Genomic DNA, 23,904 nt, shown 5'->3' on the forward strand with positions numbered 1-23,904 from the left:
CCGGCCGCGCTGAAGGGGGAGGGGGAATGGCACGTCGCGCATGGCTTCCGCTGGTCCTGGTCCTGGCCGGCGCCTGTCCCGCCTGGGCCGACGGCACGCTGGCGGGCAAGCTGTCGGTCGACGACCGACAGCGGCTCGAGAGCTTCGACTCCGTGCGCGGCGAGGCGATCGGCGCCGCCCGCGAGAGCGACGACAAGGCAGCGCTGGCCGTGCTCGACGCGATCCTGTCCGGCAAGCCGGAGCCAATCCGCGGCGTCACCGACCTCGCCGGCGACTGGCGCTGCCGGGTGGCGAAGCTGGGCGGCAGCGACACCCTGCCGCTGGTGATCTACGACTGGTTCCGCTGCCGGATCACCGATGACGCGGCCGGGCTGCGGCTCGACAAGATCTCCGGTTCGCAGCGCACTGCCGGCACCTTCTACGACGATGCCGATGCCGAGCGGCTGACCTATGTCGGGGCGTCGTATTACGGCCATGAGGGCAAGCCGCAGGCCTATGGCAGCGACGCCGAGCGCGACCAGGTCGGCTATCTGGTCCGGGTCGGGCGCGACCGGCTGCGGCTCGAATTCCCGTCGCCGCGCCGCGAATCCCAGTTCGACATCATGGAGCTGGAACGCACCCGCTGATGCGCACCTGTACTATAGGCTCGATAAACTCATCGTTACGGACGGAGAAATGCCTCTCCCGCTTGCGAGACCTTTTCAGAACAGCAACCCTTCCCTTCATCGTCAATCCCGCGAAAGCGAGAAGCTCTCCGGTCAAAGCGTTATGAGATCTCCGCTTTCGCGGGGATGACGGGTTGGGGAATTCTGAACGTCCTGGCATGCGGGGAATACCACGCGCATGCCTCCGACCACGGCGACCGGTCTTCCGGTCGGCCGCGCAGGTGGATGTGGGCGGGCATCTGCAGGTGGTCTACGGGACGTTGCGCTCGTCGTCCTGGCGGTGCCGGCCGATCAGGGCGGCCCGGCAAGGCGGTGTCGGCGAGGTCGACGTCGATGCGCTCGTCCTCGGTCAGCTTTTCCCGGAGCTCGGCGGTCAGCTGTTCCTTGGCCTCGGGGTCGGGAACCGCGGCGATGGCGGCGGCGACGCCCTGGGCGGCGGCCTGGCGCCGGCCGTCCTTCTCGTCCTGCCGGGCCTTGCGCCGGAGCTCGGCCTCGCGCCGTGCCTGCTCCTGCCGCAGCCTGATCTTCAGTGCGATGGCGCGGCGGATGCCGAGGAACAGGCTGCGGCAGGAGCAGGCACGGCGCCCCGGCGCGGTCGAGATCGCCGGCCGCGAGGGCGGCGAGCCCTCGAGCCTGAAAGGTCCGGGCCATCTCCAAGGCGAGCCTGGTCAGCCCGGACAGCACCTCGGCCTCCCGCTCGTCAGGGGACGGCGAAGCGGCGGAGGGAGTCCCGGCTGGGATTGCATTGACCATGTCTTAATTAGAACAAAAGCAGAACACTTAAGCCAGCAGAATCTCACTTGGCTGAATCGTCATCACAACGTCCGGGGCCGGTCCCGCTGGATGGCCACGCCCCCTGCGGGGAGGTCCTGTCGCCCTTGCTGCTCTCCGCTGCGGTGGCGGCAATGGTGCTGATTACCGTCGAGGCGTTGAAGCGGCTGTCGCTTCGTTGCGTGCGGGTCCTATCATCGCCGAAGATCGGCTGAAGGGCTCGCCATGCATCGCCTCCTCGTCCTGCTCGCCCTGCTGCTCGGGCCGGGTGCTCCTGCCCTGGCCCAGGCGCCGGCCCAACCCGGCCCGGACAAGCTGCGCAGCCTGGCCGAGCTGCTGCAGGACCCGGAGATCCGCGGCTGGCTGCAGGCCCAGGTCGCCGTTCCCGCCGCGGCCCCGGCGGAGGCCGGGCCGGCCGCCGCCCCGGCCATGGGCGCGGGGATGCAGCAGAGCATGGCCGGCGGCATCGAGGCGACGCGCGGCTTCCTGCGGTCGCTGATCGCCGCCGCCCCGACTTTGCCGGCGGAGCTCGCCGCCGCCTGGCGCGTCCTGACCGGACAGCTGATGGAACAGGGGCTGCTCTGGACCGTCCTGTCCCTGGCGGTCTTCGTCGGCCTCGGCTTCGGCGCCGAGAAGCTCTACTGGTGGCTGTCCGGCAGCTTCCGCCGCCGGTTGATCGGCACCCAGCTCGATACCCTGCACGGCCGGCTGCAGGCGGTGTGGCTGCGCTCGGTCTACGGCCTCGGCCTGATCTTCGCCTTCGCCCTGGGCAGCATCGGTGCCTTCCTGCTGTTCGACTGGCCGCCGCTGCTGCAGGAGGTGGTGCTGTCCTACCTGCTGCTGGTGCTGATCGTGCGGGTGACGCTGGTGCTGGGCCGCATCATCCTGGCGCCGGGGGCGGAGAGGTTCCGGCTGGTGCCGATGGCGACGCCGACCGCGCGCTTCTGGTTCATCTGGTCGGCGATCCTGGTCGGCTGGTTCTTCTTCGTGCAGTTCACGCTCGACGTCCTGGCGACGCTGGGGTTGCGGCTGGAAGCCTGGTACCTGGTCGGCCTGGCCTGCGGCGTGGTGCTGCTGGGCCTGACGCTGACCGCGCTGTGGCGCGCCCCGACCTTCGACGGGCGCGACCGGATCGGCCACGACCACCGGATCGGCACCTGGCTGCTGACCCTCTACATCGTCGGGGTCTGGCTGGCGCTGTTCACGGGCTCGGTCGCGCCCTTCTATGTCGGCGTCATCCTGCTGCTGCTGCCGATCGCGATCCGCGGCTCCCATCTCGCGGTCAAGCATGTGTTGCGCCCGCCGGGCGCCGCGGCGGCGGAGGAGGTGCCCTCGGTGCTGGCGGTGTCGCTGGAGCGTGGGCTGCGCGCCCTGCTGGTGATCGGCGGGGCGCTGGCCATCGCCGGCGTGCTCGGGCTCGACCTCAGCGCCCTGACCATGCGCGACACACTGACGACAAGGTTGCTGCGCGGCGCCATCAATGCCGCGATCGTGTTCCTGGTGGCGGATTTCGCCTGGCACCTGCTGCGCGCCTGGCTGGACCAGCGCATCGTCGCCGCCAATTCGGCCGGGCACGGCACCGGCGACGACGTCCGGCGCCGCGCCCGGCTGCGCACCCTGCTGCCGATCCTGAAGAACGTGCTGTTCGTGGTGCTGGCGGTGATGGCCGGGCTGATCGCCCTGGCGGCGCTGGGGGTGGAGATCGGGCCGCTGGTCGCCGGTGCCGGAGTGGTCGGCCTCGCCGTCGGCTTCGGCGCCCAGACCCTGGTGAAGGACGTCATCTCCGGCATGTTCTTCCTGTTCGACGACGCCTTCCGCATCGGCGAGTACATCGAGAGCGGCAGCATCCGCGGCACGGTCGAGGGGTTCTCGCTGCGCTCGCTCAAGCTGCGCCACCATCGCGGCGCGCTGCACACCATCCCGTTCGGCGCGCTGGACAAGATCACCAACTATTCGCGCGACTGGGTGATCGACAAGATGACGATCTCGGTCACCTACGGCACCGACCTCGACAAGATCAAACCGCTCGTCAAGGAGATCGGCAAGGCCCTCCTGGCCGACCCGGAGATGGCGCCGCACATCCTGGAGACGCTGAAGATGCAGGGGGTGGAGCAGTTCGGCGACTACGCCATCCAGATCCGGCTGAAGATGATGACTAGGCCGGGCGAGCAGTTCGTGATCCGGCGCCGGGCCATGGCGATGCTCAAGAAGGCCTTCGAAGCCAACGGCATCGCCTTCGCCGTCCCGACCGTCACCGTGGCGGGAGGTGACGGCGGTGCCGCAGCCTCGGCCGTGGCCCAGCACGCGCTGGACCGTGCCAAGCCGGCGGGGGAGGTGGGGTAGGGGACGGCGTCAGCCGCAGCTCACTCGTCGGATTCGGGGTTTCCGTAGATATCGAAGTCGAGAACCAGGCCCCGCGACCCGACCATCGTCAGAGTCTCGGGGCGAAGGTCGATCCCTTCGTTCGACTTCTCCAGGAACAGGCCGCAGAAGATGTCGGCTTCGAAGCGGGCCGACAGGTCTCGCCACACGGCCAGGTCCTGACACAGGGGCGAGAGCAACTCGACGATCTGGCCATCCAGGTCTCCAGGATTTCGTCTCTCTACGTGCAGGCGCCACGATCCGGTGCCGGCTTTCACATCCCGGCGGGCGGCCCGGTGGTAGCGGAAGATCTCCCCCTTTCTGACTCCGACGCTCGGCGCTGAGCCGAGCAGGCGGGTCAGTTCGTCCGGATCGAGGTCATCGCCGAAGAACCGCAGCGAAGCGGCGGATTCGCTCAGCCGCGCCATGCCCGATGCTCGCGTCCGGCTGTTCGCAGATCCTGAGGATGCAACGTCGCGCGCACCCTCAGAAGAACGTCGACCGGGCGCTGGCGGAATGTTCCTTCAGCACAGCGTTGCTGGCCGGGTCGATCTCCTTCAGCAGCACGTCGTAGCCCCACAGGTCGGCCAGGTGCTGCAGCACCTGCCTGGTGTCGTTCTCGGCCAGCAGGATGCCGTTCACCACGCTGTGGTGCACGATCAGGCGGCGGTCGCCGGCGAGGTCGACATCGACCACCTGGATGTCCGGGTCGATCCAGGCGACGTCGTAGTGGCGGGCCAGCGCCCGGCGGATCCGGCGGTAGCCGTGCTCGTCGTGAATCGCCTCCACCCGCAGCTCCGGCTGGCCGGAATCGTCTAGCAGGTGGAACATCCGCCACTGCCGGATCAGCCGCGGGCTGAGGAATTGCGAGACGAAGCTCTCGTCGCGATAGTTCGCCCAGATATCCTGCAGCACGCCGGTGGCGTCGCCCTTGCCGGCGATGTCCGGGAACCACTCGCGGTCCTCGTCGGTCGGGTCGACGACGATCCGCTCGATGTCCTGCATCATCCCCAGGCCGAGGGCGTAGGGGTTGATGCCGTTAAAGTGCTGGTCGTTGAACTCCGGCTGGTACACGACGTTGGTGTGCGACTGCAGGAACTCCAGGAAGGCGCCGTCGTTCAGGGCGCCCTGCTCGTGCAGCGTGGTCATGATCTTGTAGTGCACCCAGCAGGCGCAGCCCTCGTTCATCACCTTGGTCTGCGACTGCGGGTAGAAGTACTGCGCCACCAGCCGGACGATGCGCAGCAGCTCGCGCTGCCAGGGCTGCAGCCGCGGCGCCGATTTCTCCAGGAAATAGAGGATGTTCTCCTGCGGCAGCTCCAACAGGGCGCGGCGGCGCTCCTCGGTCAGCACCGGGCCGGATTTGGCCGGCGCGGTCGGCAGGGTGCGCCACAGGTCGTTGAACACCTGCTCCTGGTATTGCAGCCGCTCCTTGGCCCGCCGCTCCTCGGTCTTCAGGTCCGGCCGGCGCGGCCGCGGATAGCGGTGCACGCCGTGGCTCATCAGCGCATGGGCGGCGTCCAGCAGCTGCTCGACCGCCATCTGGCCGTAGCGCTCCTCGCATTGCGCGATATAGCTCTTGGCGAATTCGAGATAGTCGAGGATGCCCTCGGCGTCGGTCCACTGCTTGAACAGGTAGTTGGTCTTGAAGAAGGTGTTGTGGCCGAAGGCGGCATGGGCGATCACCAGCGTCTGCAGGGTCGCGGTGTTCTCCTCCATGATGTAGCTGATGCAAGGGCTGGAATTGATCACCAGCTCATAGGCCAGGCCGCGCAGCCCCTTGCGGTACAGCACCTCGTTCTGGGCGAACTGCTTGCCGAAGGACCAGTGCTTGTAGAACAGCGGCATGCCGATCGAGGAATAGGCGTCGAGCATCTGCTCGGCGGTGATCACCTCGATCTGGTTGGGATAGGTGTCGAGCTTCAGCTCCTTGGCCACCTGTCCGACCCGGTCGTAGATCCGCTGGATCGTGCCGAAGTCCCAGTCGGTGCCCGGGAAGAGCAGCGCATCATCCGTCATTCGGCCCCCGCGGTCTGCACGTCTCGGCGCTGGAACAGCTCGCGGAACACCGGATAGATGTCGCGGCGATGCCAGACCTTGCGCATGGCGAAGGGCGCATCGGCCTTCCGCACCCTGTCGTAGGTCTGCCACAGGTCGGTCTGCCGCGGCACCACGCCGGAGGACATCGGGTCCTCGTCGCGGCCGACCTCGAGATAGGCGAAGTACTGGCACAGCGGCAGGATCTCGTCGCCCAGCAAGGCGGCGGATTTGGCGCTGTCGCTCGACAGGTTGTCGCCGTCCGAGGCCTGGGCGGCATAGATGTTCCAGTCCTCCGGCCGGTAGCGCTGGGCGACGATCGAGGCCATCATCTCGAGAGCGGTGGAGACCACCGTGCCGCCGCTCTCGGTCGAGTAGAAGAACGTCTCCTCATCCACCTCCTCGGCCTGGTGGGTGTGGCGGATGAAGACGATCTCGACATGCTTGTAGCGGCGCTTGAGGAACAGGTGGAGCAGGGCGAAGAAGCGCTTTGCCAGGTCCTTCATGTGCTCGGTCATCGAGCCGGACACGTCCATCAGGCAGAACATTACCGCCTGGGCCACCGGCTTTGGCGTTGCCTCCAGCCGGCGGTAGCGCAAGTCGACCGGGTCGATGTAGGGGATGCGCCGGGTGCGCCGCAGCAGATGGTCCAGCTGCTCCTGCAACTGGTCGATCTTGTCCTGGTCGGTGTCTTCCCCGCCCTCCAGCGCCGCGATCTCGGCCTCGACGTCCTTGATCTCGCCCGGTTTCGGGCGGCGCAGCGCGATTCGCCGGGACATCGCCCGCTGCATGGTCCGGGTCACCGCCAGGCTGGCCGGGGCACCGGTGGTGGAATAGCCGGCCCGCCGCCAGCCGACGCTCTCGGAGGCGACCAGCTTGCGCTTGGCCAGGTCAGGCAGCTCAAGGTCGTCGAGAAAGAGCTCGAGATACTCCTCCTGCGACAGCACGAAGCGGAACTCGTCCTGGCCGTCGCCGTCGGGCGCACCCTCGCTGCCGCCACCCCCGCCGCCGCGCTTCGGCCGCTGCAGGGTGTCGCCCTCGACGAACTCCTTGTTGCCCGGCAGCACATGATCGCGCAGGCCGCCGGAATTGGAGCGGTGCAGCCGCGGCTCGTTCACGCCGGTGACCGGGATCGAGACCTCGCCGCCCTGTTCCAGGTCCTTGATGCTGCGCTCGCGCGAACTGTCCCGGACTGCCCGCTGCACCAGGGCCTTGGCCCGGCGCAGGAAGCGCTGGCGGTTGACGAGGCTCTTTCCCCCTGGATTGAGCCGCCGGTCGATGATGTGCATGGACATCGTGTATCGCTTCCGACCTCCGTCTTCAGCCTGCCTGCTTCACCCGCATGTACCATTCGACCAGGCGCCGGACCTGCCGCTCGGTGTAGCCGCGGCTGACCATGCGCAGGACGAACTCCTCGTGCTTCTTCTCGGTGTCGCCGTCCTTCTTCGAACCGAAGCTGATCACCGGCAGCAGCTCCTCGACCTGGCTGAACATCCGCCGCTCGATCACGTCGCGGATCTTCTCGTAGCTGGTCCAGCTCGGGTTGCGGCCCTCGTTCCCGGCGCGGGAGCGCAGGGCGAACTTGACCACCTCGTTGCGGAAGTCCTTCGGGTTGGCGATCCCGGCCGGCTTCTCGATCTTGGTCAACTCCTGGTTCAGCAGGTCGCGGTTCAGCAGCTGGCCGGTGTCCGGGTCCTTGAAGTCCTGGTCCTCGATCCAGGCGTCGGCGTAGTCGACATAGCGGTCGAACAGGTTCTGGCCGTAGTCGTGATACGATTCCAGATAGGCCTTCTGGATCTCGTGCCCGATGAACTCGGCGTAGCGCGGCGCCAACTCGGCCTTCAGGAACTCCAGGTAGCGCTTCTCGGTCTCGGCCGGCAGCTGCTCGCGCCGCACCATCTGCTCGACCACATAGATCAGGTGCACCGGGTCGGCGGCGACCTCGTTGGTGTCGTGGTTGTAGGTCGCGGCCAGCGCCTTGAAGGCGAAGCGGGTCGAGACCCCGTCCATGCCCTCGTCGACGCCGGCGGCGTCCTTGTACTCCTGCAGGCTGCGGGCGCGGGGGTCGACCTCGCGCAGGCTCTCGCCGTCATAGACCCGCATCTTGGAATAGACGTTGGAGTTCTCGTGCTCGTGCAGCCGCGACAGCACCGAGAAGCGGGCCAGCATCTCCAGCGTGCCCGGGGCGCAGGGCGCGTCCGCCAGCTTCGAGCTGCGGATCAGCTTGTCATAGATCTTCTGCTCCTCGGTCACCCGCAGGCAGTACGGCACCTTGATCACGTAGATCCGGTCTATGAAGGCTTCGTTGTTCTTGTTGTTCTTGAAGCCCTGCCACTCGGACTCGTTGGAATGCGCCATGATGATGCCGGTGAAGGGCAGGGCGCCGATGTTCTCGGTGCCGACGTAGTTGGCCTCCTGCGTCGCCGTCAGCAGCGGGTGCAGCATCTTGATCGGCGCCTTGAACATCTCGACGAATTCGAGCAGGCCCTGGTTGGCGCGGTTCAGGCCGCCGGAATAGCTGTAGGCGTCCGGGTCGTGCTGCGGCAGCGTCTCCAGGCTGCGGATGTCGACCTTGCCGACCAACGAGGAGATGTCCTGGTTGTTCTCGTCGCCCGGCTCGGTCTTGGCGATGGCGATCTGGCGCAGCCGCGACGGCTGCAGCCGCACCACCTTGAAGCGCGAGATGTCGCCGCCGAACTCGTCCAGCCGCTTCAGGCACCAGGGGCTGACCAGCCCGGTCAGGCGCCGGCGCGGGATGCCGTAGCGGTCCTCGAGCTCGACGCCCATCGTATCGGGGTTGAACAGGCCGAGCGGGCTTTCGAAGATCGGGCTGATGTCGTCCCCGGCCTTCAGCGCATAGATCGGATGCACTTCCATCAGCGCCTTCAGCCGTTCGGCCAGCGACGACTTGCCGCCGCCGACCGGGCCGAGCAGGTACAGGATCTGCTTGCGCTCCTCCAGCCCCTGGGCCGCGTGCAGCAGGAAGCTGACGATCCGCTCGATCGTCTCCTCCATGCCGTAGAACTCGGAGAAGGCCGGATAGACCCGGATGGTGCGGTTCATGAAGATCCGTCCCAGCCGGGCGTCGCGCGCGGTGTCCACGATTTCCGGCTGGCCGATGGCGTTGAGCAGCCGTTCCGGCGCGCTCGCATACATCATCGGGTCGCTGCGACATCCCTTCAGGAATTCTTCGAGGGACATCTCCGCCGCACGGCGGGCCTCGTAGGATTTCGCATAGCTGGTGAAGAGATCGTCGGTCGGTGCCATTGCCACCCGCCAAAGGTTGGAGGATCGAGACTCAACCTAGTCCGTCGTTTCTACGCAGCTCCTGGGCGTTTGTTGCCGGCCCATGATGGTCCGGGATTTGCGGCGAGATTCGGGTGGCCGACGGGGTCCCGCACCATCCTTCCCGCCCGCAGGCCCGCGGAGGGCTGCGCAGTCGGGAACCGGATGAGGCGCAATATCTGACACTACCCCTTCTCCACCGCTCGCTCTGGTTATCAATATAGGATCGAAAGTGACCGATAATACTACTGCCTTAATTTTTATCTGGGCCCGGTGCCTCGTTGATCGAGGTCTTGGTGCGGCCTGCCATCCAGGCCCCACATCGCATCAATGGTACCAGGGTATGCCCAGTTCGCGAGAAAGGCGATGCGGCTTTTCAACCGACTCGCCCTAAGCATGATATATGTCGCCGCATGATCGAAAAATCCGATCGATTCAGCCGGTATCCATCGCCAGGACGATCAATGCCGGGGTGGCCGAGGGCTGCCCGGCGGTCATCGTGACGCCCATGGCCGGCGTGGATTCGGATCCCGAGTCGCGTGCTGGCCGCCCCTCCGGCTGCGCTGGGGGCCGGGCATGACCCTGGAACAGCTTCGGATCTTCGTCGCCGTCGCCGAGCATCTGCACGTCACCCGTGCGGCGCAGACGCTGAACCTGACCCAATCCGCCGCCAGTGCCGCGATCCAGGCGCTGGAGGCGCGCCATGCCACCAAGCTGTTCCACCGGGTCGGCCGCGGCATCGCCCTGACCGATGCCGGCACCGCCTTCCTGCCGGAGGCGCGGGCGGTGCTGGCCCGCGCCGCTCTCGCCGAGCGCGCGCTCGACGACCTGTCGGGGCTGCGCCGCGGCCTGCTGGCGCTGCACGCCAGCCAGACCATCGGCAACTACTGGCTGCCGGCGCTGATGCACCGGTTCCGAACGGCGCATCCCGGGCTGCAGCTCGACCTCACCATCGGCAACACCACCCAGGTGGCCGAAGCGGTGCGCGAGGGCCGGGCCGATATCGGCTTCGTCGAGGGCGATGTCGACCTTGCCGGCTTCGAGCATGCCAGCGTGCCGGGCGACCGGCTGGTGCTGGTGGTCGGGGCCGACCATCCCTGGGCAGGGGAGAGGATGATCGCGCCGGCCCGCTTCGCCGACAGCCCCTGGGTGCTGCGCGAGCGCGGTTCCGGCACCCGCCAGGTGTTCGAATCGGCGCTCGGGCGGCTCGGCGTCGACCCCGCCACGCTGCCGGTGGCGCTCGAGCTCGCCAGCAACGAGGCGGTGCGGGCGGCGATCGAGGCCGGGGCGGGGGCGGGGGTGCTGTCCAGCCTGTCGGTCGAATCGGGGCTGCGCTTCGGCACGCTGCACCAGCTCGACCCGCCATTCCCGGCCCGTCGCTTCCGGGTGCTGCGCCACCCGGACCATTATCGCAGCAAGGCGGTGGAGGCCTTCCTCGACATGCTGGATCTCGGCTAGGCCGGGATCGACATGCCGGCGGGGTTTTAGCTCTTCGCCTGCTGCGCCGCGGCGCGGATCTGGCTCAGGCTGGCGCGCGGGGTGATCGCCTCCGGGTCCAGCTTGATCCAGATCAGGGCCGGCCGGCCGGCGGCGACCGCGCGCTCGAAGGCCGGCGCGAACTCCTCGGTCCGGTGCACCGTCTCGGGATGGGCGCCATAGGCCAGCGCCAGCTGCGCGAAATCCGGGTTCTGCAGGCCGGTGCCGCTGATCCGGGCCGGGTACTCTCGCTCCTGGTGCATGCGGATGGTGCCGTACATGCCGTTGTCGATCACCAGGAACACCACGGCGGCGTTGTATTGCGCCGCGGTCGCCAGCTCCTGCCCGTTCATCAGGAAGCAGCCGTCGCCGGCGGCGGCGATCACCACCCGCTCCGGATGCTGCAGCTTGGCGGCGACTCCGGCCGGCACGCCATATCCCATCGACCCGTTGGTCGGCGCCAGCTGGGTGCGCCAGCCGCGATAGCGATAGAAGCGGTGGAACCAGGTGGCGTAGTTGCCGGCGCCGTTGCAGATCACGGCATCGGCCGGCAGCCGGCCGACCAGCCAGCGCACGATCTCCGACATCTGCACCGAACCGGGCGACACCACCGGCTGCTGCCAGGCCTCGTAATCGGCACGGGCGCCGCGCACCCAGTCCTGCCGGGCCTGGAGATCGCCGGCCGGGGCCACGCCGGCCAGTGCCGCGGCGACGGCGGCGGAGTTTGCATTGATCGCCAGCTCGGGCTGATAAACCCGGCCCAGCTCCTCCGCCCCGGCATGGATATGCACCAGCCGCTGCGCCGGCACCGGCAGGTTCAGGAGGGTGTAGCCGCCGGTGGTCATCTCGCCCAGCCGGGCGCCCAGCACCACCAGCAGGTCGGTGGTCTTCACCCGTTCGGCCAGCTTCGGGTTCGGGCCGATGCCGACATCGCCGGCATAATGGCTGTGGTCGTTGTCGACATAGTCCTGGCAGCGGAAGGAAACGGTCAGCGGCACCTCCCAGGCCTCGGCGAAGGCCTGGATGTCGGCGCGGGCCTGGGCGCTCCAGCCGCCGCCGCCGATCAGCAGCAGCGGCCGCTTCGCCCCGGCCAGCAGGTCGCGCAGCCGGGCCAGGGCCTCGGCGCCGATGCCGGTCTCGACCGGGACGGCGGGGCGGGCGTCCGGCGCGTCGGTCTGCTCGACCAGCATGTCCTCCGGCAGCGCCAGCACCACCGGGCCCGGGCGGCCGGAGGTGGCGGTGTAGAAGGCGCGGGAGACCAGTTCCGGCACCCGGTCGGCGTCGTCGATCTGCGCCGCCCATTTGGTCATCGACCCGAACACCTTGCGGACATCGACCTCCTGGAACGCCTCGCGCTCGAACATGTCGCGGCCGACCTGGCCCATGAACACGATCACCGGCGACGAATCCTGCTGCGCCACATGGATGCCGACCGAGGCGTTGGTGATGCCGGGGCCGCGGGTGACGAAGCAGATGCCCGGCTTGCCGGTGGCCTTGGCGTAGGCGTCGGCCATGTAGGCGGCACCGCCTTCCTGGCGGCAGACCACCAGCTTGATCTCCGGCACGTCGTGCAGCGCGTCGAGCACGGCCAGGTAGCTCTCGCCCGGCACGCAGAAGATGGTGTCGACGCCGTTCAGGCGCAGGGTGTCGACCAGGGCGCGGGCTGCGGTGCGGGACATGATGGCGACCGTTTCTTATGGGCGTTGCGCTGCCGGTCTAGCATGCGGCTTGCGCCCGTCCAACCCGCCCTGGTCTTGCCGCCTTGCCGCCCCCGTGCTCTAACGACGCCGTCCCCCGCGACGAGCCGTGTCCATGAGCCTCGAGACCCTCGCCGACCATGCTTTCGCTCCCGTGGCCCTGGCCCTGGAGGACGGCCGGATTCCGGGTGCGGCGCTGGGCATCGCCACCGCGGACGGCCAGCGCGCGCTGCGCTGGGGCGGCGTCGCCACCACTTTGCCGAAGCCGGAGCCGCTGGCGCGCGACACCTGGTTCGACCTCGCCAGCCTGACCAAGGTCATCGTCACGGTGACCGAGATCCTGCGGCTGGTGGAGGAGGGGGTGCTGGACCTCGACGACCCTCTGGCCAAGCATCTGCCGGATGCGGCGCCGCTGCACGGCGCGATCACGCTGCGCCGGCTGATCGACCATTCCAGCGGCCTGCCGGCGCAGGAGCGGATCTATCTCTGGCCCGGTCCGGCCGACCAGCGCCGCACCGCGGTGATCCGCAAGCACTGGCCGGTGAAGGCCGAACCGGTCTACTCAGACATCAACTACATGCTGCTCGGCTTCGTGGTCGAGCGCTGGCGCGGCGTCGCCTTCAACCAGCTGCCGGTCGGCACCGGCCTGTCCTTCGCGCCGGTGCCGGCGCAGTCGGCGGCGACCGAGGTCTGCTCGGTCCGCAACCGGCTGCTGCGCGGCGAGGTCCATGACGAGAACGCCTGGTCGCTGGGCGGCGCCGCCGGGCATGCCGGGCTGTTCGGCACCGTCCGCGGCGTGCTCGACTTCGCGCTGGAGCTGCTGCGCGGCCGGCTGCTCAGCCCGGCGGCGATGGTCGAGCTGTGTGCGCCGCAATCGACCCCCGGCCGGGCGCTGGGGTGGGAGCGGCGCCATCCCGGCTGGAAGGGCGGCAGCCTGTGCTCGCCGCGCACCATCGGCCATCTCGGCTTCACCGGCACCGGGCTGTGGATCGACCTCGACCGCGGCATCGCCTGGACGCTCTTGACCAACCGGGTGCATCCCAGCCGCGAGGTCGACACCGGCATCCAGGATTTGCGCCTGTCGGTCGGCAACCGCATCGCCGCCCGCTGGCGCGACTGGGCCTGACGGTCCCGCGATTTCCGATCATCAGGGTCCCGTGCCCCAAACCAACGGATAGGTTGGAACTCGCGGCGGGGGATTCCATTCTATGAACCGTAGCGCCGGACCCGAGTCAGGGCCGGATCGCTCCCCAAAACGAGGAGAAGGGTGATGAGCAAGGCCTCCAATACACCGGTCGTGGACGCGCTGAAGCAGGTGCTGGCCGATACCTACGCCCTCCAGATCAAGACCCAGAACTATCACTGGAACGTGGAAGGCCCGCAGTTTCGCTCGCTGCACCTGATGTTCGAGGAGCAGTACAAGGAGCTGTTCGCGGCGGTGGACGACGTGGCGGAGCGGATCCGCGCACTGGGCGAGCCTGCGCCGGGCAGCTTCAAGGCCTTCTCCGAGCTGACCAAGGTGTCGCCGCCAAAGGACGGGATCGAGGGATCGGCCATGGTCAAGGACCTGCTCAAGAGCCATGAGCTGCTGTCCGAGCAGGCCAAGGCCGCCCTGGCGGTCGGCGAGAAGGCGGGCGACGATTCGACCGTCGACCTGCTGACCGACCGGATCACCTATCACGACAAGACCGCCTGGATGCTGCGCGCCACCGCGGCGTAAGCTTCCGGCATCGGTCGGAGACGAAAGGCCCGGACCCTGGTCCGGGCCATTTCTGTTACGGCCGCCCACGGATCTACCGACCATCGGCATGCCGGCAGAGCGGGGAGGGGCGTGATGCGGCGTGTGTGGACCTGTGGATTTTTGGTGCTGGCAGCGCTGGTCGGGCCGGCACGCCTCGCCGTGGCGGCACCGCCGGAGACCTTGGTTTGCCGGGCCTATTCGTACAGCGACCAGCGGGATCTGCTGGTCCGGAAGCTCAAGCAGGACGGGTATTCGGCCGAGCAGTCGAAATTCCTGATGTGGCTGTCCGACCTGAAGGCCCGCAGCATCAAGCAAAGCTGCCTGACCGATGAGGGCCGGCAATGCGGGACGGGCAGCATCAAGGCGATGATGCTGGAATGCACTCGGAAGCTTCTCGACGACGCCGTGGCCAAGGCCGGGATGACGCCGGCCTCGCCGGGGTTGGATGAGATAAAGCCGACGGCCCTGTATGGCAGGACCGAGTTCGCGGTTCGCGAGCTCCTGGCCCTGGCTATGCTGGAGGCGTGCTCCGCCAGCGCGAAGGAGCGGTTCTTCAGCCTGCCCCAGAAGGGCGATTGCCTGACGGACATGAACGCCACGCCGCCCTGACGGGCGCTGTGGCGCCCGTCTTGCCGGAGAACGAGGTGCCGAGCTTCAGACGGCCTCGCCGTTACAGCACGAAATCGGCGGCGGTCAGCGCAGTGGCGGTGCCCACATCGATCGCGAAGTCCGCGACCTGGGCGCGGCCGGTGGCGACCAGCCGGTCCGCGCCGTCCCCGCCTTCCATGCGGTTCGTGGCCCGTTGCCGCCGAGCGGCGGTCGTGGGCGGGCCTGGGGCGACATTCCTGGCGAAATGCTGTTTCATGCAGATCCGCATACGATCGTCGGAAGGGGCAGTTGATGGTCGATATCGCCAAAGAAGCCGGCAGCACGCCGGCCGTGGAGCCGAGCCTGCACCGCGTGATGGGGCCCTGGCTGCTCTTGCTGTTCATCGTCGGCGACATTCTCGGCACCGGCATCTACGCCCTGACCGGGCAGGTGGCGAAGCAGGTCGGCGGCGTGGTCTGGCTGCCCTTCCTGGTTGCGTTCGCCGTCGCCCTGGTCACCGCTTTCAGCTATCTCGAGCTGGTGACCAAGTACCCGCGCGCCGCCGGTGCCGCGCTGTACACGCACAAGGCGTTCGGGATTCATTTCATCACCTTCATCGTCGCCTTCGCGGTGATGTGCTCGGGCATCACCTCGGCCTCGACCGCCTCGCGCGCCTTCGCCGCCAACCTGTCGAACGCCTTCAGCCTCGGCCTGTCGCCCGGTGGCGTCACCCTGATCGGCCTGGCCTTCATGGCAGTGGTGGCGGCAATCAACTTCCGCGGCGTCGGCGAAAGCGTGAAGGCCAATGTCGTGCTGACCGTGGTCGAGCTGACCGGCCTCCTGATCATCATCTGCATCGGGCTATGGGCGATCGGGATGGGCCAGGGCGACGTCTCGCGCGTCACCCAGTTCGGCACTGCCGATCGCGGCGTGTTCTGGTCGGTGATCGCGGCCACCACGCTGGCCTTCTTCGCCATGGTCGGCTTCGAGGATTCGGTCAACATGGCCGAGGAGTGCCGCGAGCCGAGCAGCATCTTCCCGAAGGTGCTGCTGGCCGGGCTGTTCATCACCGGTGCGATCTATGTGCTGGTCTCGATCTCGGCCATCACCCTGGTGGCGCCGGAGCAGTTGGGCGAGGGCGAGACGCCGCTGCTCCAGGTGGTGCAGGCCGGCGCGCCCGGCTTCCCGCTCGAGATCTTCGGCTTCATCACCATGTTCGCGGTCGCCAACAGCGCCCTGATCAACATGCTGATGGCCAGCCGGCTGGTCTACGGCATGAGCCGCGAGCGGGTGCTGCCCAGCGTTCTGGGTAAGGTCCACGCCACGCGGCGCACGCCCTATCTGGCCATCGGCTTCACCACCCTCCTGGCCTTCGGCCTGATCGGCTTCGTCGGCGGCGTCCCGGCGCTGGGCGGCACCACGGCGCTGCTGCTGCTCTGCGTCTTCACCGTGGTCAATGTCGCCGTGCTGGTGCTGCGCCGCGACCCGGTCGAGCACAGCCATTTCCGCACCCCGACCTTCCTGCCGGTGGTGGGCGCCGTCACCTGCGCCTTCCTCGCCAGCCCCTGGACCGGGCGCAACCCGGAGCAATATGCTATCGCCGGTGTCCTGCTGGCGATCGGCGTCGGGCTGTGGGTCGTGACCGTGCTGATCAACCGCGCCACCGGTCAGACCGCCGCGGACCCGGCGATGAAGGATATCGGCGGACGTGGGCCGGTGAACTAGGAGGAGGGGTCGTCCGTCGCCGTGGCGAGATAGTCGCCGAGCCGGTCGAGCTTGCGGTCCCAGCTCAGCCGCCGGTCGCTGAGCCATTGCTCGGCCGTGTGCAGCGCCGCCGGCTCGATCCGGCAGGTGCGCACGCGGCCGACCTTCTCCGACCGCACCAGGCCGCTGGCCTCCAGCACCGCCAGGTGCTGGACCACGGCCGACAGCGACATCGCGAAGGGCTTGGCCAGCTCGCTGACCGAGGCCGGGCCGCGGCTCAGCCGCTCCACCATCACCCGCCGGCTGGGGTCGGCCAGGGCCTGGAACATCAGGTCGAGCGGCTGCGGATGCTGAAGCATGTGCTTCAGTACGACCGATCGGCCGGTACCGGCAAGGTCAGCGCCGGGCCCGCATCCTTTCGCCGCGGCGGCGCAGCGCCTCGATCGCGACCAGCATCAGGGTCGAGACCACGATCAGCACGCTGGCGGCGGCGGTGATGGTCGGGCTGATGCTCTCGCGGATGCCGTTGAACATCTCGCGCGGCAGGGTGCGCTGGCCCGGCCCCGCCAGCAGCAGCGCCACCACCACCTCGTCGAAGGAGGTGACGAAGGCGAACAGCGCCCCCGACACCACGCCGGGCAGGATCAGCGGCAGCGTCACCTGGAAGAACACGGTGGTCGGCCGGGCGCCGAGGCTGGAGGCGGCGCGCGGCAGGTTGCGGTCCAGCCCCTGCAGCGTGGCGCCGACGGTGATCACCACGAAGGGCGCAGCCAGCGCCGTGTGCGCCAGGATCAGCCCGGCATAGCTGTTGGTCAGCCCGACCGCGGCGAAGGCGAAGTACAGGCCGACGGCCACGATCACCACCGGCACGATCATCGGCGACAGCAGCAGGCCGGTCAGCAGCCCGCGGAAGCGCAGCGGCGCGTGGTTCAGCCCCAGCGCCGCCGGGATGCCCAGCGCCGTCGCCAGCACCGTGGTGGCGCCGCCGACGATCAGGCTGTTGGCCAGCGCCCCCATCCAGCGCTCGGAGCTGAAGAACTCCTCGAACCAGCGCAGCGACACGCCGTCCAGCGGATAGACCAGGAATGACCCGCCATTGAAGGACAGCGGCATGATCGCCAGAATCGGTGCGATCAGGAACAGCAGGGTCGCGCCGCCGGTCAGCCACAGCAGCACGCGCCAGAAGGCCAGGCTTTCGAAGATCCTCATGGCGGTCAGCCCAGCCGCATGCGGTCGGCGCCCACCAGCCGGGCATAGACCGCGTAGAGGGCGAGGGTGGCGACCAGCAGCAGCAGGCCGAGGGCCGAGGCCATGCCCCAGTTGACCGTGCTGGTGGTGTAGAAGGCGATGAACCAGCTGATCATCTGGTCCGCCGGCCCACCGACCAGCGCCGGGGTGATGTAGTAGCCCAGCGCCAGGATGAAGACCAGCAGGGCACCGGCGCCGATCCCCGGCAGGGTCTGCGGCAGGTAGACCCGCAGGAAGGCGCCGACCGGCCGGGCGCCGAGCGAATAGGCGGCGCGCAGATGCGCCGGCGGGATCGAGCGCATGACGCTGTACAGCGGCAGGATCATATAGGGCAGCAGCACATGGGTCATGGCGATCAGCACGCCGACCCGGTTGTAGACCAGCTGCAGCGGTTCCCCGACCAGCCCGAGCCCGGTCAGGATCTCGTTGACCACGCCGTTGGTCTGCAGCAGCACCACCCAGGCGGTGGTGCGGACCAGCAGCGAGGTCCAGAACGGCAGCAGCACCAGGATCATCAGGATGTTGGCGATGCGCGGCGGCCGGGTCGCCAGCAGATAGGCGACGGGGAAGCCGATCACCAGGCACAGCGCGGTGACCGACAGCGCGACCAGGAAGGTGCGCAGGAACACGTCGCGATAGATCGCCTCGTCGGGCGGGGACTGCAGGACCGCCCCGGCGGCGTCGCGGCGCAGGTCCAGCGCGGCCAGCAGGTAGAAATCGGTGGTCGGCCCGGCGGCGCGGGCGATCGCGCCCCAGATCTCGGTCTGGCCCCAGACCGGATCGAGCGCCGTCAGCGTCTCCCGCCAGTTGCCCTGCGGTTGGTCGGGCAGCTTGCGCGCGGTGTTGGTGATGACCGTGCGGTAGCCGTTGCGGTCGTAGTTCAGCCGCCGGGCGGCGGCCGGCAGGGACTTGTCGGCACGGGCCTGGGCCAGGTCGGCGGCCAGCGCGGCGAAGGCCGGCTCGCCCGGCAGCCCGTCGCCCTGCCAGCCGGCCAGGGCGGCGACGGTGCGCGGCATGATCGGGCCCACGTCGCGGTCGTCGACGGCGCGCCACAGCATGCCGCCGATCGGCGCCACGAACACCAGCAGCAGGAAGGCGACCAGCGGCGCCAGCAGCAGCCAAGCCTCGATCCGCCGTCGCCTCCCGGCCCGCCGCAACGACCGGCGGATGGTGCCGCCGTCCTCGGCGAGGGTCGCGCTCACCATCGTTCGGTTCTCCCCCTCCCCTTGCGGGAGGGGGGCGGGGGGAGGGGGCTGTCGATCGAAGAGAGCCAGCCCGACCGGATCGAGTACACTTGCGGCGCAAGACCCCTCCTCCTACCCCCTCCCGCAAGGGGAGGGGGAGGATAGAAGGAGCGGCCGCCCCGAAGCTTCGGGGCCATCCGCCTACTTCGCCGCCCAGGTGTTGAAGCGTTCGGTCAGGCTGTCGATGTTCTCCAGCCAGAACTCGGCGTTCAGCTCGACCGCCTGGGACATGTTGGCCGGGTTGGTCGGCAGGCCGGGCAGGTACTCGGCCGCGATCAGCGGCGTCGCCGCCTTGTTGGTGACGCCATAGGTGATCTTGGTCGGCAGCTTGGCCTGGTTCTCCGGCTTGCCCATATAGGCCAGGAACTTGGTGGCGGCGTCGACATTGGGCGACCCCTTCAGGATCACCCAGCTGTCGATGGTGAACAGGCTGCCGGTCCAGACGATCTTGAAGTCCTTCTTGTCGGCGGTGTTGGCGGCGGCGATGCGGCCGTTATAGGCGGTGGTCATCGCCACGTCGCCGGCCGCCAGCATCTGCGGCGGCTGGGCGCCGGCGGTCCACCAGATCAGGTTCGGCTTCAGCTCGTCCAGCTTGCGGAAGGCGCGGTCGACGCCTTCGGGCGTCGCCAGCACCTTGTAGACATCGGCCGGGGCGACGCCGTCGGCCATCAGCGCGATCTCCAGATTGGTCTTCGGCCCCTGGCGCATCGCCCGCTTGCCGGGGAACTTCTTCACGTCCCAGAAATCGGCCCAGCTCTTCGGCCCGTCGGCGATCTTGGCGCCGTCATAGGCCAGGATGAAATTGTAGACGATGGCGCCGACGCCGCAGTCGTTCACCGCCGCCGGCAGATAGGCGTCGCGGCCGCCGATCGCGTCCCAGTTCAGCGGCTGGAACAGGCCTTCCTCGCAGCCCAGGGCCAGCTCCTCGGATTCGACCTGGACCACGTCCCAGCTCGAATCGCCGCCCTCGACCTTGGCGCGCAGCACGCCGATGCCGCCGTCCCAGCTTTCGTCATGCATCGGGGTGCCGGTGGCCTTGAACGGCTCGAAATACAGCTCGCGCTGCGCGTCCTGATAGGCGCCGCCCCATGACACCACGGTCAGGTCGCGGGCCATGGCAGGGGCAGCCAAGCCGGCCGCAAGCACCACTGCCGCGGGCAGGAGGCGGGTGAAACGGATCATGACGGGAACTCCCTGTTTTCTTGTTCCGCCGAGGCGGGCGGCTTAGCGCCTAGACATGCTGGCCGCCGTTGATGTGCACCTCGGCCCCGGTAATGTAGGACGAGCCGGAGGTGCAAAGGAACATGATCGTTGCGGCGACCTCTTCCGGCTTGCCCAGCCGCTTCATCGGGATCTCGCTGTCGACCATCGCCTCGGTGCCCGGCGACAGGATCGAGGTGTCGATCTCGCCGGGCGCGATCGCGTTCACCCGCACGCCATGGGCGCCGAACTCGTGCGCCATCTCGCGGGTCAGCGCCGCCAGCGCCGCCTTCGAGGTGGAATAGGCCGCGCCGGCGAAGGGGTGCACCCGGCCGCCGGCGATCGAGGTGACGTTGATGATCGACCCCTTGGCCGCCTTCAGCGGCTCGAACAGCCCGCGGGCCAGCAGCGCGGTGGCGAACAGGTTGACGTTGAACACGTGCAGCCAGGTCGCATAGTCGGTGGCCATCACCCCCATGCGCTTGCCGCCGGGCAGCTTGGGCGAGATGCCGGCATTGTTGACCAGCGCGTCCAGCTTGCCCAACGGCAGCCGGGCGCGCAGCTCGTCCATGCCGCGCTCCAGGTCGCCGACATCGGACAGGTCGAGCTGGACGTGATCCTCCTCGCCGGCATGCCACGGGCATTCCTTGGAGAAGGCCTGGCGCGACACGGTGATCACCCGCCAGCCGGCGGCGCTGAAGCGCTTCACCGTGGCATGGCCGATGCCGCGGCTGGCGCCGGTCAGGATCAGGGTCTTCGGCTCTTCCGTCTGGGCCGTGTTGGACATGACTGTACCCGGGGTGGAGGGATCGATCCTGAGAACGGATCGCGATCGCAATCATGCGGCGCGGCGTCGCATCCGTCCAGGGGCGGGAAGGTGCGGCAGCCGCTACCCCATGCCGCAGCGGCTCTCAAGGTTGGGCCAGCACCAGGCCCGGTGCCGGCTCCTGCGCGTTCGGCAGGCGCGACAGCTCGGGCAGTTCCGGCAGTTCCGGCAGCGGCGCCTCGTCCTCGGCGTCGATGGCGCTGACCAGGCCGAGCGGGTGGTGGATCGTCTCGATCCCGGGCGCCGCCAGCAGGATCGGCGGGCCGCCCTCCAGCGCGAAGCCGGAGCGCCACAGCCGCAGCACCTGGCGGCCGGTGCTGTCCGCATCCGGCCGGATCAGGGTCAGCACCGGCATCCGACCGTCCTGCAGCACCGGCGGCACCGGCAGGGTCCGGGCGTCGGCCGTGCCGTCGAGGAAGCGGAGGGCGTCGGCGAGTGTCCAGCCCGGCGGGGCGGTCCAGCCGGAGGGGGCGAGGGCGCCGGCCAGCGCCTCCGGGGGGCCGGCCCATTGCAGCCGGAAGGGCTGCTCGGCCTCGCCCTCAAGATCGATCCGGCGCTGCGGCAGGCGGCGCCAGCCCTCCGACCGCCACTCGGCGGCCGGGATCGCGACGATGGTCTCGCGCGGGACATACATCGCCGCGGCACCGTGATAGCCGGTGGCGACATGGGCGCCGCCGGCGACGGCCAGGGCCAGCAGCAGCGCCAGGGCGAAGCGGCGCGGCCGGATCCGCTGCGGGTCGGCCCGGCGGAAGGCCATGGCGAAGGCGATGGTCATGCCCAGGCCGAAGATCAGCCCGGCCGTCACGTCGGATGGCCAATGCGCCGCCAGGTAGACGCGCGAGGTGCAGACCAGCCCGATCAGCGCCGCGGCGACGCTCAGCGGCAGCAGCTGCCAGCGGCCGGGCAGGCCCCGCGCCACCAGCCAGCCCAGGATGCCGTACAGCACGGCGGAGAAGGCGGCGTGGCCGCTGGGGAAGCTGAAGGCGTCGGCGCCGCTGTACAGGTCGGTCGGGCGGGCGATCTGCAACCGCCCCTTCACCAGCGGCACGAAGGCGGCGGTGACCGCGATGGCGATGGCCACGCCGCCGGCCCGGTGCCAGGCGCGGTGCAGCAGCAGCCAGGCGACGGCCGCGATCACCAGCGCGGTGATGGTGATGCTGTCGCCGAGCATGGTGACGACGGTCAGGGCCGCATCGCCCCAGGGCGTGCGCAAGGCCTGGACGAAGGCGCTGATCGCGGCGTCGGCCCGGGCCATCCCGCCATGCGCGGCGACCAGGCGCAGCAGGTTGACGAAGCCGGCGACCAGCACCAGCACCGTGATGCCCAGAGCCGCCATGACCCGCAGGTCCGGCTCCTCCGGATCGGCCAGCCGGGCCAGCAGGCGGGCCGGGCGGCTGCCGCGGGCCACAGCCCAGCGATGGACGGCGTGCTGCGCCCGGCCGAGCAGCGGCAGCAGGCGGCGCCAGACCCAGCGGGTGACGACGACCAGCAGCCACAGCGTCAGCGCCAGCACCGCCAGCATCGCCACCAGCCGGCCGCTGACCGCGCCGAGCGCGCCCAGCGACGCGCCCAGCAGCGCGCCGCCCAGGATATGGGCCGGCGCCCAGACGATCGCCGAGGCGATGTTGACGATGTAGAACAGCCGCGGCCGCAGACCCAGCGCGCCGGCGACCATCGGGATCATCGGCCTTAGCATCGGCAGGAAGCGGCCCAGCGCGATGCTCTTGCCGCCGTGCCGCCGGAAGAAGGCCTCGCCGCGGGCGACCAGCCCCGGATACCGGCTCATCGGCCAGGCGCCGAGGATGGTGCCGCGGTAGCGCCGTCCCATCTCGTAGGACACGCCGTCGCCGATGATCGCTCCGGCGGTGGCCCAGACCAGCATCGGCCACAGCGGCAGGTGGCCCAGCCCGACCACGGCGCCGATTCCGATCAGGATCGGCGAGCCGGGGATGAACAGCCCGATCACCGCCACCGATTCGGTCAGGGCGATCAGGAAGATCAGGAGGCCGGCCCAATGCGGGTGCTGGCCGATGAACTCGATGACCGACTGCGCGATATCGGTCATGCCCTTGTCCGTCCCGCCGTCATCCCGACTCCGTTACCTCGAACCGGTGTCATAGCTCGTGGCTTCCGCGCTTTTGCGCAACCCTGTCGGTTGTCGTCCGGCGCAAAGGCTGCCACATGGGAGCGGTTCTCGGATGGAGCGCGGAATGACGATACGGGGAAGGATCCTGGCCCTGGCGCTGCTCGGCTGGTCCGTGGCCGGCTGCGCCGCACCCGCCCCGGCGCGGCCGGCCCCAGCCCAGCCTGACGGCGGCGTCGTCCTGCTCGGCGAGACCCATGACCGCGTGGCCGATCATCATTGGCAACTGCAGCGGATCGCGGCGCTGCGCGAGGCGGAGCCGGACCTCGCCATCGGTCTGGAGATGGTGCCGCGCAGCCGCCAGGCCGCGCTCGACGCCTGGACCGCGGGCCGGCTCGACGAGGCCGACTTCCTGCGCGAGGTCGACTGGGACCGGTCCTGGGGCTTCGATTTCGGCCTGTACCGGCCGATCTTCGCCTTTGCCCGGATGCACCGCATCCCGCTGATCGCGCTGAATGTCGACCGCGACGTCGTGCGCGCGGTCGGGCGGGACGGCTGGGCGGCGCTGCAGGCCCGGCCGGACCTCGATCTCGGCCGGCCGGTGGCGCCGTCGCCGGACTACAACCGGTACCTCGCCGCCGCCTTCGCCGGCCATGGCCGGGGCGCGGAGGGCGACGCCCTCAACCGCGGCTTCCGGCGCTTCGTCGACATCCAGCTGCTGTGGGACCGGGCGATGGCCGCGCGCATCGCCGAGGCGCGGGCGGCCGGGACGCCGCTGGTCGTGGTGCTGGCCGGCAGCGGCCATGTCCGCGACGGCATTCCGCGCCAGCTGCGCGATCTCGGCTATGCCAGCACCGCGCTGGTGGCGCCGGGTGCTGCGGACGGGGCCTGATCCCACTTTGCGCCCGATCGGAACTCATCCTCCTCACCGTCATGGCGAGGAACGCAGCGACGTGGTCATCCAGAGTTCCGTGCCCC

At 69.2% G+C, this 23,904-nt stretch carries 19 protein-coding genes; 8 read left to right on the forward strand and 11 right to left on the reverse strand.

Going from position 1 to position 23,904, the window contains the following annotated elements; all coding sequences use genetic code 11:
• Positions 1-26 precede the first annotated feature (26 nt).
• Both QFZ27_RS17665 and QFZ27_RS17670 read left to right on the forward strand, forming a co-directional pair.
• On the forward strand, positions 27-626 hold the full coding sequence (locus QFZ27_RS17665; protein WP_429227692.1) for a DUF4893 domain-containing protein: 600 nt from the start codon (positions 27-29) through the stop codon (positions 624-626).
• Positions 627-1,661: 1,035 nt separating this feature from the next.
• Positions 1,662-3,779 (forward strand): mechanosensitive ion channel domain-containing protein, encoded by a 2,118-nt coding sequence (locus QFZ27_RS17670; protein ID WP_429227693.1) that lies wholly within the window; start codon positions 1,662-1,664, stop codon positions 3,777-3,779.
• Positions 3,780-3,799: 20 nt separating this feature from the next.
• On the opposite strand, the gene QFZ27_RS17675 is transcribed toward QFZ27_RS17670, so the two are convergent.
• Genes QFZ27_RS17675 through QFZ27_RS17690 form a run of 4 tightly spaced genes read right to left on the reverse strand, consistent with a single transcriptional unit; the run spans position 3,800 to position 9,101 of the window.
• Positions 3,800-4,225, reverse strand: a complete 426-nt coding sequence (locus tag QFZ27_RS17675; RefSeq protein WP_429227694.1) for a DUF4279 domain-containing protein — start codon at positions 4,223-4,225, stop codon at positions 3,800-3,802.
• 58 nt (positions 4,226-4,283) lie between these two features.
• Positions 4,284-5,816 carry a SpoVR family protein gene (locus QFZ27_RS17680; protein ID WP_429227695.1) on the reverse strand — a complete coding sequence of 511 codons (1,533 nt, stop codon included), beginning with the start codon at positions 5,814-5,816 and terminating at the stop codon, positions 4,284-4,286.
• Positions 5,813-7,123 (reverse strand): YeaH/YhbH family protein, encoded by a 1,311-nt coding sequence (locus QFZ27_RS17685; protein WP_429232468.1) that lies wholly within the window; start codon positions 7,121-7,123, stop codon positions 5,813-5,815. Before QFZ27_RS17685 ends, QFZ27_RS17680 begins: the two co-directional genes overlap by 4 nt.
• 31 nt (positions 7,124-7,154) lie before the next feature.
• A complete protein-coding gene (locus QFZ27_RS17690; RefSeq protein ID WP_429227696.1) occupies positions 7,155-9,101 on the reverse strand; it encodes a PrkA family serine protein kinase in 1,947 nt (648 codons plus the stop codon).
• Positions 9,102-9,695: 594 nt separating this feature from the next.
• On the opposite strand from QFZ27_RS17690, the gene QFZ27_RS17695 reads away from it, so the two are divergent.
• The gene (locus QFZ27_RS17695) at positions 9,696-10,577 is read left to right on the forward strand and encodes a LysR family transcriptional regulator (protein ID WP_429227697.1); all 882 of its coding nucleotides are present in this window, start codon (positions 9,696-9,698) and stop codon (positions 10,575-10,577) included.
• Positions 10,578-10,603: 26 nt separating this feature from the next.
• Here the strand turns inward: QFZ27_RS17695 and QFZ27_RS17700 are convergent, their stop codons facing one another.
• Entirely contained in the window at positions 10,604-12,274 is a 1,671-nt protein-coding gene (locus QFZ27_RS17700; protein WP_429227698.1) for a thiamine pyrophosphate-binding protein, read from the reverse strand.
• A 133-nt stretch (positions 12,275-12,407) separates the two neighbouring features.
• Here QFZ27_RS17700 and QFZ27_RS17705 point away from each other — a divergent pair, with 133 nt between their 5' ends.
• The 4 genes from QFZ27_RS17705 (at position 12,408) to QFZ27_RS17720 (ending at position 16,346) form a co-directional block, all read left to right on the forward strand.
• Positions 12,408-13,418, forward strand: coding sequence for a serine hydrolase domain-containing protein (locus tag QFZ27_RS17705; RefSeq protein ID WP_429227699.1), 1,011 nt, complete (start codon positions 12,408-12,410; stop codon positions 13,416-13,418).
• A 144-nt stretch (positions 13,419-13,562) separates the two neighbouring features.
• Positions 13,563-14,012: a Dps family protein gene (locus QFZ27_RS17710; RefSeq protein WP_429227700.1), complete on the forward strand. Its 450-nt coding sequence runs from the start codon at positions 13,563-13,565 to the stop codon at positions 14,010-14,012.
• A 114-nt stretch (positions 14,013-14,126) separates the two neighbouring features.
• Entirely contained in the window at positions 14,127-14,642 is a 516-nt protein-coding gene (locus QFZ27_RS17715; protein ID WP_429227701.1) for a hypothetical protein, read from the forward strand.
• A 291-nt stretch (positions 14,643-14,933) separates the two neighbouring features.
• Positions 14,934-16,346, forward strand: coding sequence for an APC family permease (locus tag QFZ27_RS17720; RefSeq protein WP_429227702.1), 1,413 nt, complete (start codon positions 14,934-14,936; stop codon positions 16,344-16,346).
• On the opposite strand, the gene QFZ27_RS17725 is transcribed toward QFZ27_RS17720, so the two are convergent.
• From QFZ27_RS17725 to QFZ27_RS17750, 6 genes are all read right to left on the reverse strand, one after another.
• Positions 16,343-16,684, reverse strand: a complete 342-nt coding sequence (locus QFZ27_RS17725; RefSeq protein WP_429227703.1) for an ArsR/SmtB family transcription factor — start codon at positions 16,682-16,684, stop codon at positions 16,343-16,345. The genes QFZ27_RS17720 and QFZ27_RS17725 overlap by 4 nt on opposite strands.
• Positions 16,685-16,721: 37 nt before the next feature.
• Positions 16,722-17,534: an ABC transporter permease gene (locus QFZ27_RS17730; RefSeq protein ID WP_429227704.1), complete on the reverse strand. Its 813-nt coding sequence runs from the start codon at positions 17,532-17,534 to the stop codon at positions 16,722-16,724.
• 5 nt (positions 17,535-17,539) lie between these two features.
• The gene (locus tag QFZ27_RS17735) at positions 17,540-18,778 is read right to left on the reverse strand and encodes an ABC transporter permease (RefSeq protein WP_429227705.1); all 1,239 of its coding nucleotides are present in this window, start codon (positions 18,776-18,778) and stop codon (positions 17,540-17,542) included.
• A gap of 180 nt (positions 18,779-18,958) precedes the next feature.
• Positions 18,959-19,999, reverse strand: a complete 1,041-nt coding sequence (locus QFZ27_RS17740; RefSeq protein WP_429227706.1) for an ABC transporter substrate-binding protein — start codon at positions 19,997-19,999, stop codon at positions 18,959-18,961.
• A gap of 49 nt (positions 20,000-20,048) precedes the next feature.
• Positions 20,049-20,804 (reverse strand): SDR family NAD(P)-dependent oxidoreductase, encoded by a 756-nt coding sequence (locus tag QFZ27_RS17745; protein ID WP_429227707.1) that lies wholly within the window; start codon positions 20,802-20,804, stop codon positions 20,049-20,051.
• Positions 20,805-20,928: 124 nt separating this feature from the next.
• A complete protein-coding gene (locus QFZ27_RS17750; protein ID WP_429227708.1) occupies positions 20,929-22,908 on the reverse strand; it encodes a bifunctional DedA family/phosphatase PAP2 family protein in 1,980 nt (659 codons plus the stop codon).
• Between the two features lie 145 nt (positions 22,909-23,053).
• On the opposite strand from QFZ27_RS17750, the gene QFZ27_RS17755 reads away from it, so the two are divergent.
• A complete protein-coding gene (locus QFZ27_RS17755; protein WP_429227709.1) occupies positions 23,054-23,818 on the forward strand; it encodes a ChaN family lipoprotein in 765 nt (254 codons plus the stop codon).
• Positions 23,819-23,904 lie beyond the last annotated feature (86 nt).

It is taken from the genome of Inquilinus ginsengisoli (assembly GCF_050434925.1).
In the GTDB taxonomy this organism is placed as follows: Bacteria; Pseudomonadota; Alphaproteobacteria; order DSM-16000; family Inquilinaceae; genus Inquilinus; species Inquilinus ginsengisoli_B.

What these genes read in the sequence shown, in the direction of transcription:
- QFZ27_RS17730 (WP_429227704.1), bottom strand. Translation starts at nt 17,534, where the DNA reads ATGAGGATCTTCGAAAGCCTGGCCTTCTGGCGCGTGCTGCTGTGGCTG.
- QFZ27_RS17725 (WP_429227703.1), bottom strand. Translation starts at nt 16,684, where the DNA reads ATGCTTCAGCATCCGCAGCCGCTCGACCTGATGTTCCAGGCCCTGGCC.
- QFZ27_RS17690 (WP_429227696.1), bottom strand. Translation starts at nt 9,101, where the DNA reads ATGGCACCGACCGACGATCTCTTCACCAGCTATGCGAAATCCTACGAG.
- QFZ27_RS17710 (WP_429227700.1), top strand. Translation starts at nt 13,563, where the DNA reads ATGAGCAAGGCCTCCAATACACCGGTCGTGGACGCGCTGAAGCAGGTG.
- QFZ27_RS17685 (WP_429232468.1), bottom strand. Translation starts at nt 7,123, where the DNA reads ATGCACATCATCGACCGGCGGCTCAATCCAGGGGGAAAGAGCCTCGTC.
- QFZ27_RS17740 (WP_429227706.1), bottom strand. Translation starts at nt 19,999, where the DNA reads ATGATCCGTTTCACCCGCCTCCTGCCCGCGGCAGTGGTGCTTGCGGCC.
- QFZ27_RS17720 (WP_429227702.1), top strand. Translation starts at nt 14,934, where the DNA reads ATGGTCGATATCGCCAAAGAAGCCGGCAGCACGCCGGCCGTGGAGCCG.
- QFZ27_RS17675 (WP_429227694.1), bottom strand. Translation starts at nt 4,225, where the DNA reads ATGGCGCGGCTGAGCGAATCCGCCGCTTCGCTGCGGTTCTTCGGCGAT.
- QFZ27_RS17750 (WP_429227708.1), bottom strand. Translation starts at nt 22,908, where the DNA reads ATGACCGATATCGCGCAGTCGGTCATCGAGTTCATCGGCCAGCACCCG.
- QFZ27_RS17705 (WP_429227699.1), top strand. Translation starts at nt 12,408, where the DNA reads ATGAGCCTCGAGACCCTCGCCGACCATGCTTTCGCTCCCGTGGCCCTG.
- QFZ27_RS17680 (WP_429227695.1), bottom strand. Translation starts at nt 5,816, where the DNA reads ATGACGGATGATGCGCTGCTCTTCCCGGGCACCGACTGGGACTTCGGC.
- QFZ27_RS17695 (WP_429227697.1), top strand. Translation starts at nt 9,696, where the DNA reads ATGACCCTGGAACAGCTTCGGATCTTCGTCGCCGTCGCCGAGCATCTG.
- QFZ27_RS17745 (WP_429227707.1), bottom strand. Translation starts at nt 20,804, where the DNA reads ATGTCCAACACGGCCCAGACGGAAGAGCCGAAGACCCTGATCCTGACC.
- QFZ27_RS17715 (WP_429227701.1), top strand. Translation starts at nt 14,127, where the DNA reads ATGCGGCGTGTGTGGACCTGTGGATTTTTGGTGCTGGCAGCGCTGGTC.
- QFZ27_RS17755 (WP_429227709.1), top strand. Translation starts at nt 23,054, where the DNA reads ATGACGATACGGGGAAGGATCCTGGCCCTGGCGCTGCTCGGCTGGTCC.
- QFZ27_RS17670 (WP_429227693.1), top strand. Translation starts at nt 1,662, where the DNA reads ATGCATCGCCTCCTCGTCCTGCTCGCCCTGCTGCTCGGGCCGGGTGCT.
- QFZ27_RS17665 (WP_429227692.1), top strand. Translation starts at nt 27, where the DNA reads ATGGCACGTCGCGCATGGCTTCCGCTGGTCCTGGTCCTGGCCGGCGCC.
- QFZ27_RS17700 (WP_429227698.1), bottom strand. Translation starts at nt 12,274, where the DNA reads ATGTCCCGCACCGCAGCCCGCGCCCTGGTCGACACCCTGCGCCTGAAC.
- QFZ27_RS17735 (WP_429227705.1), bottom strand. Translation starts at nt 18,778, where the DNA reads ATGGTGAGCGCGACCCTCGCCGAGGACGGCGGCACCATCCGCCGGTCG.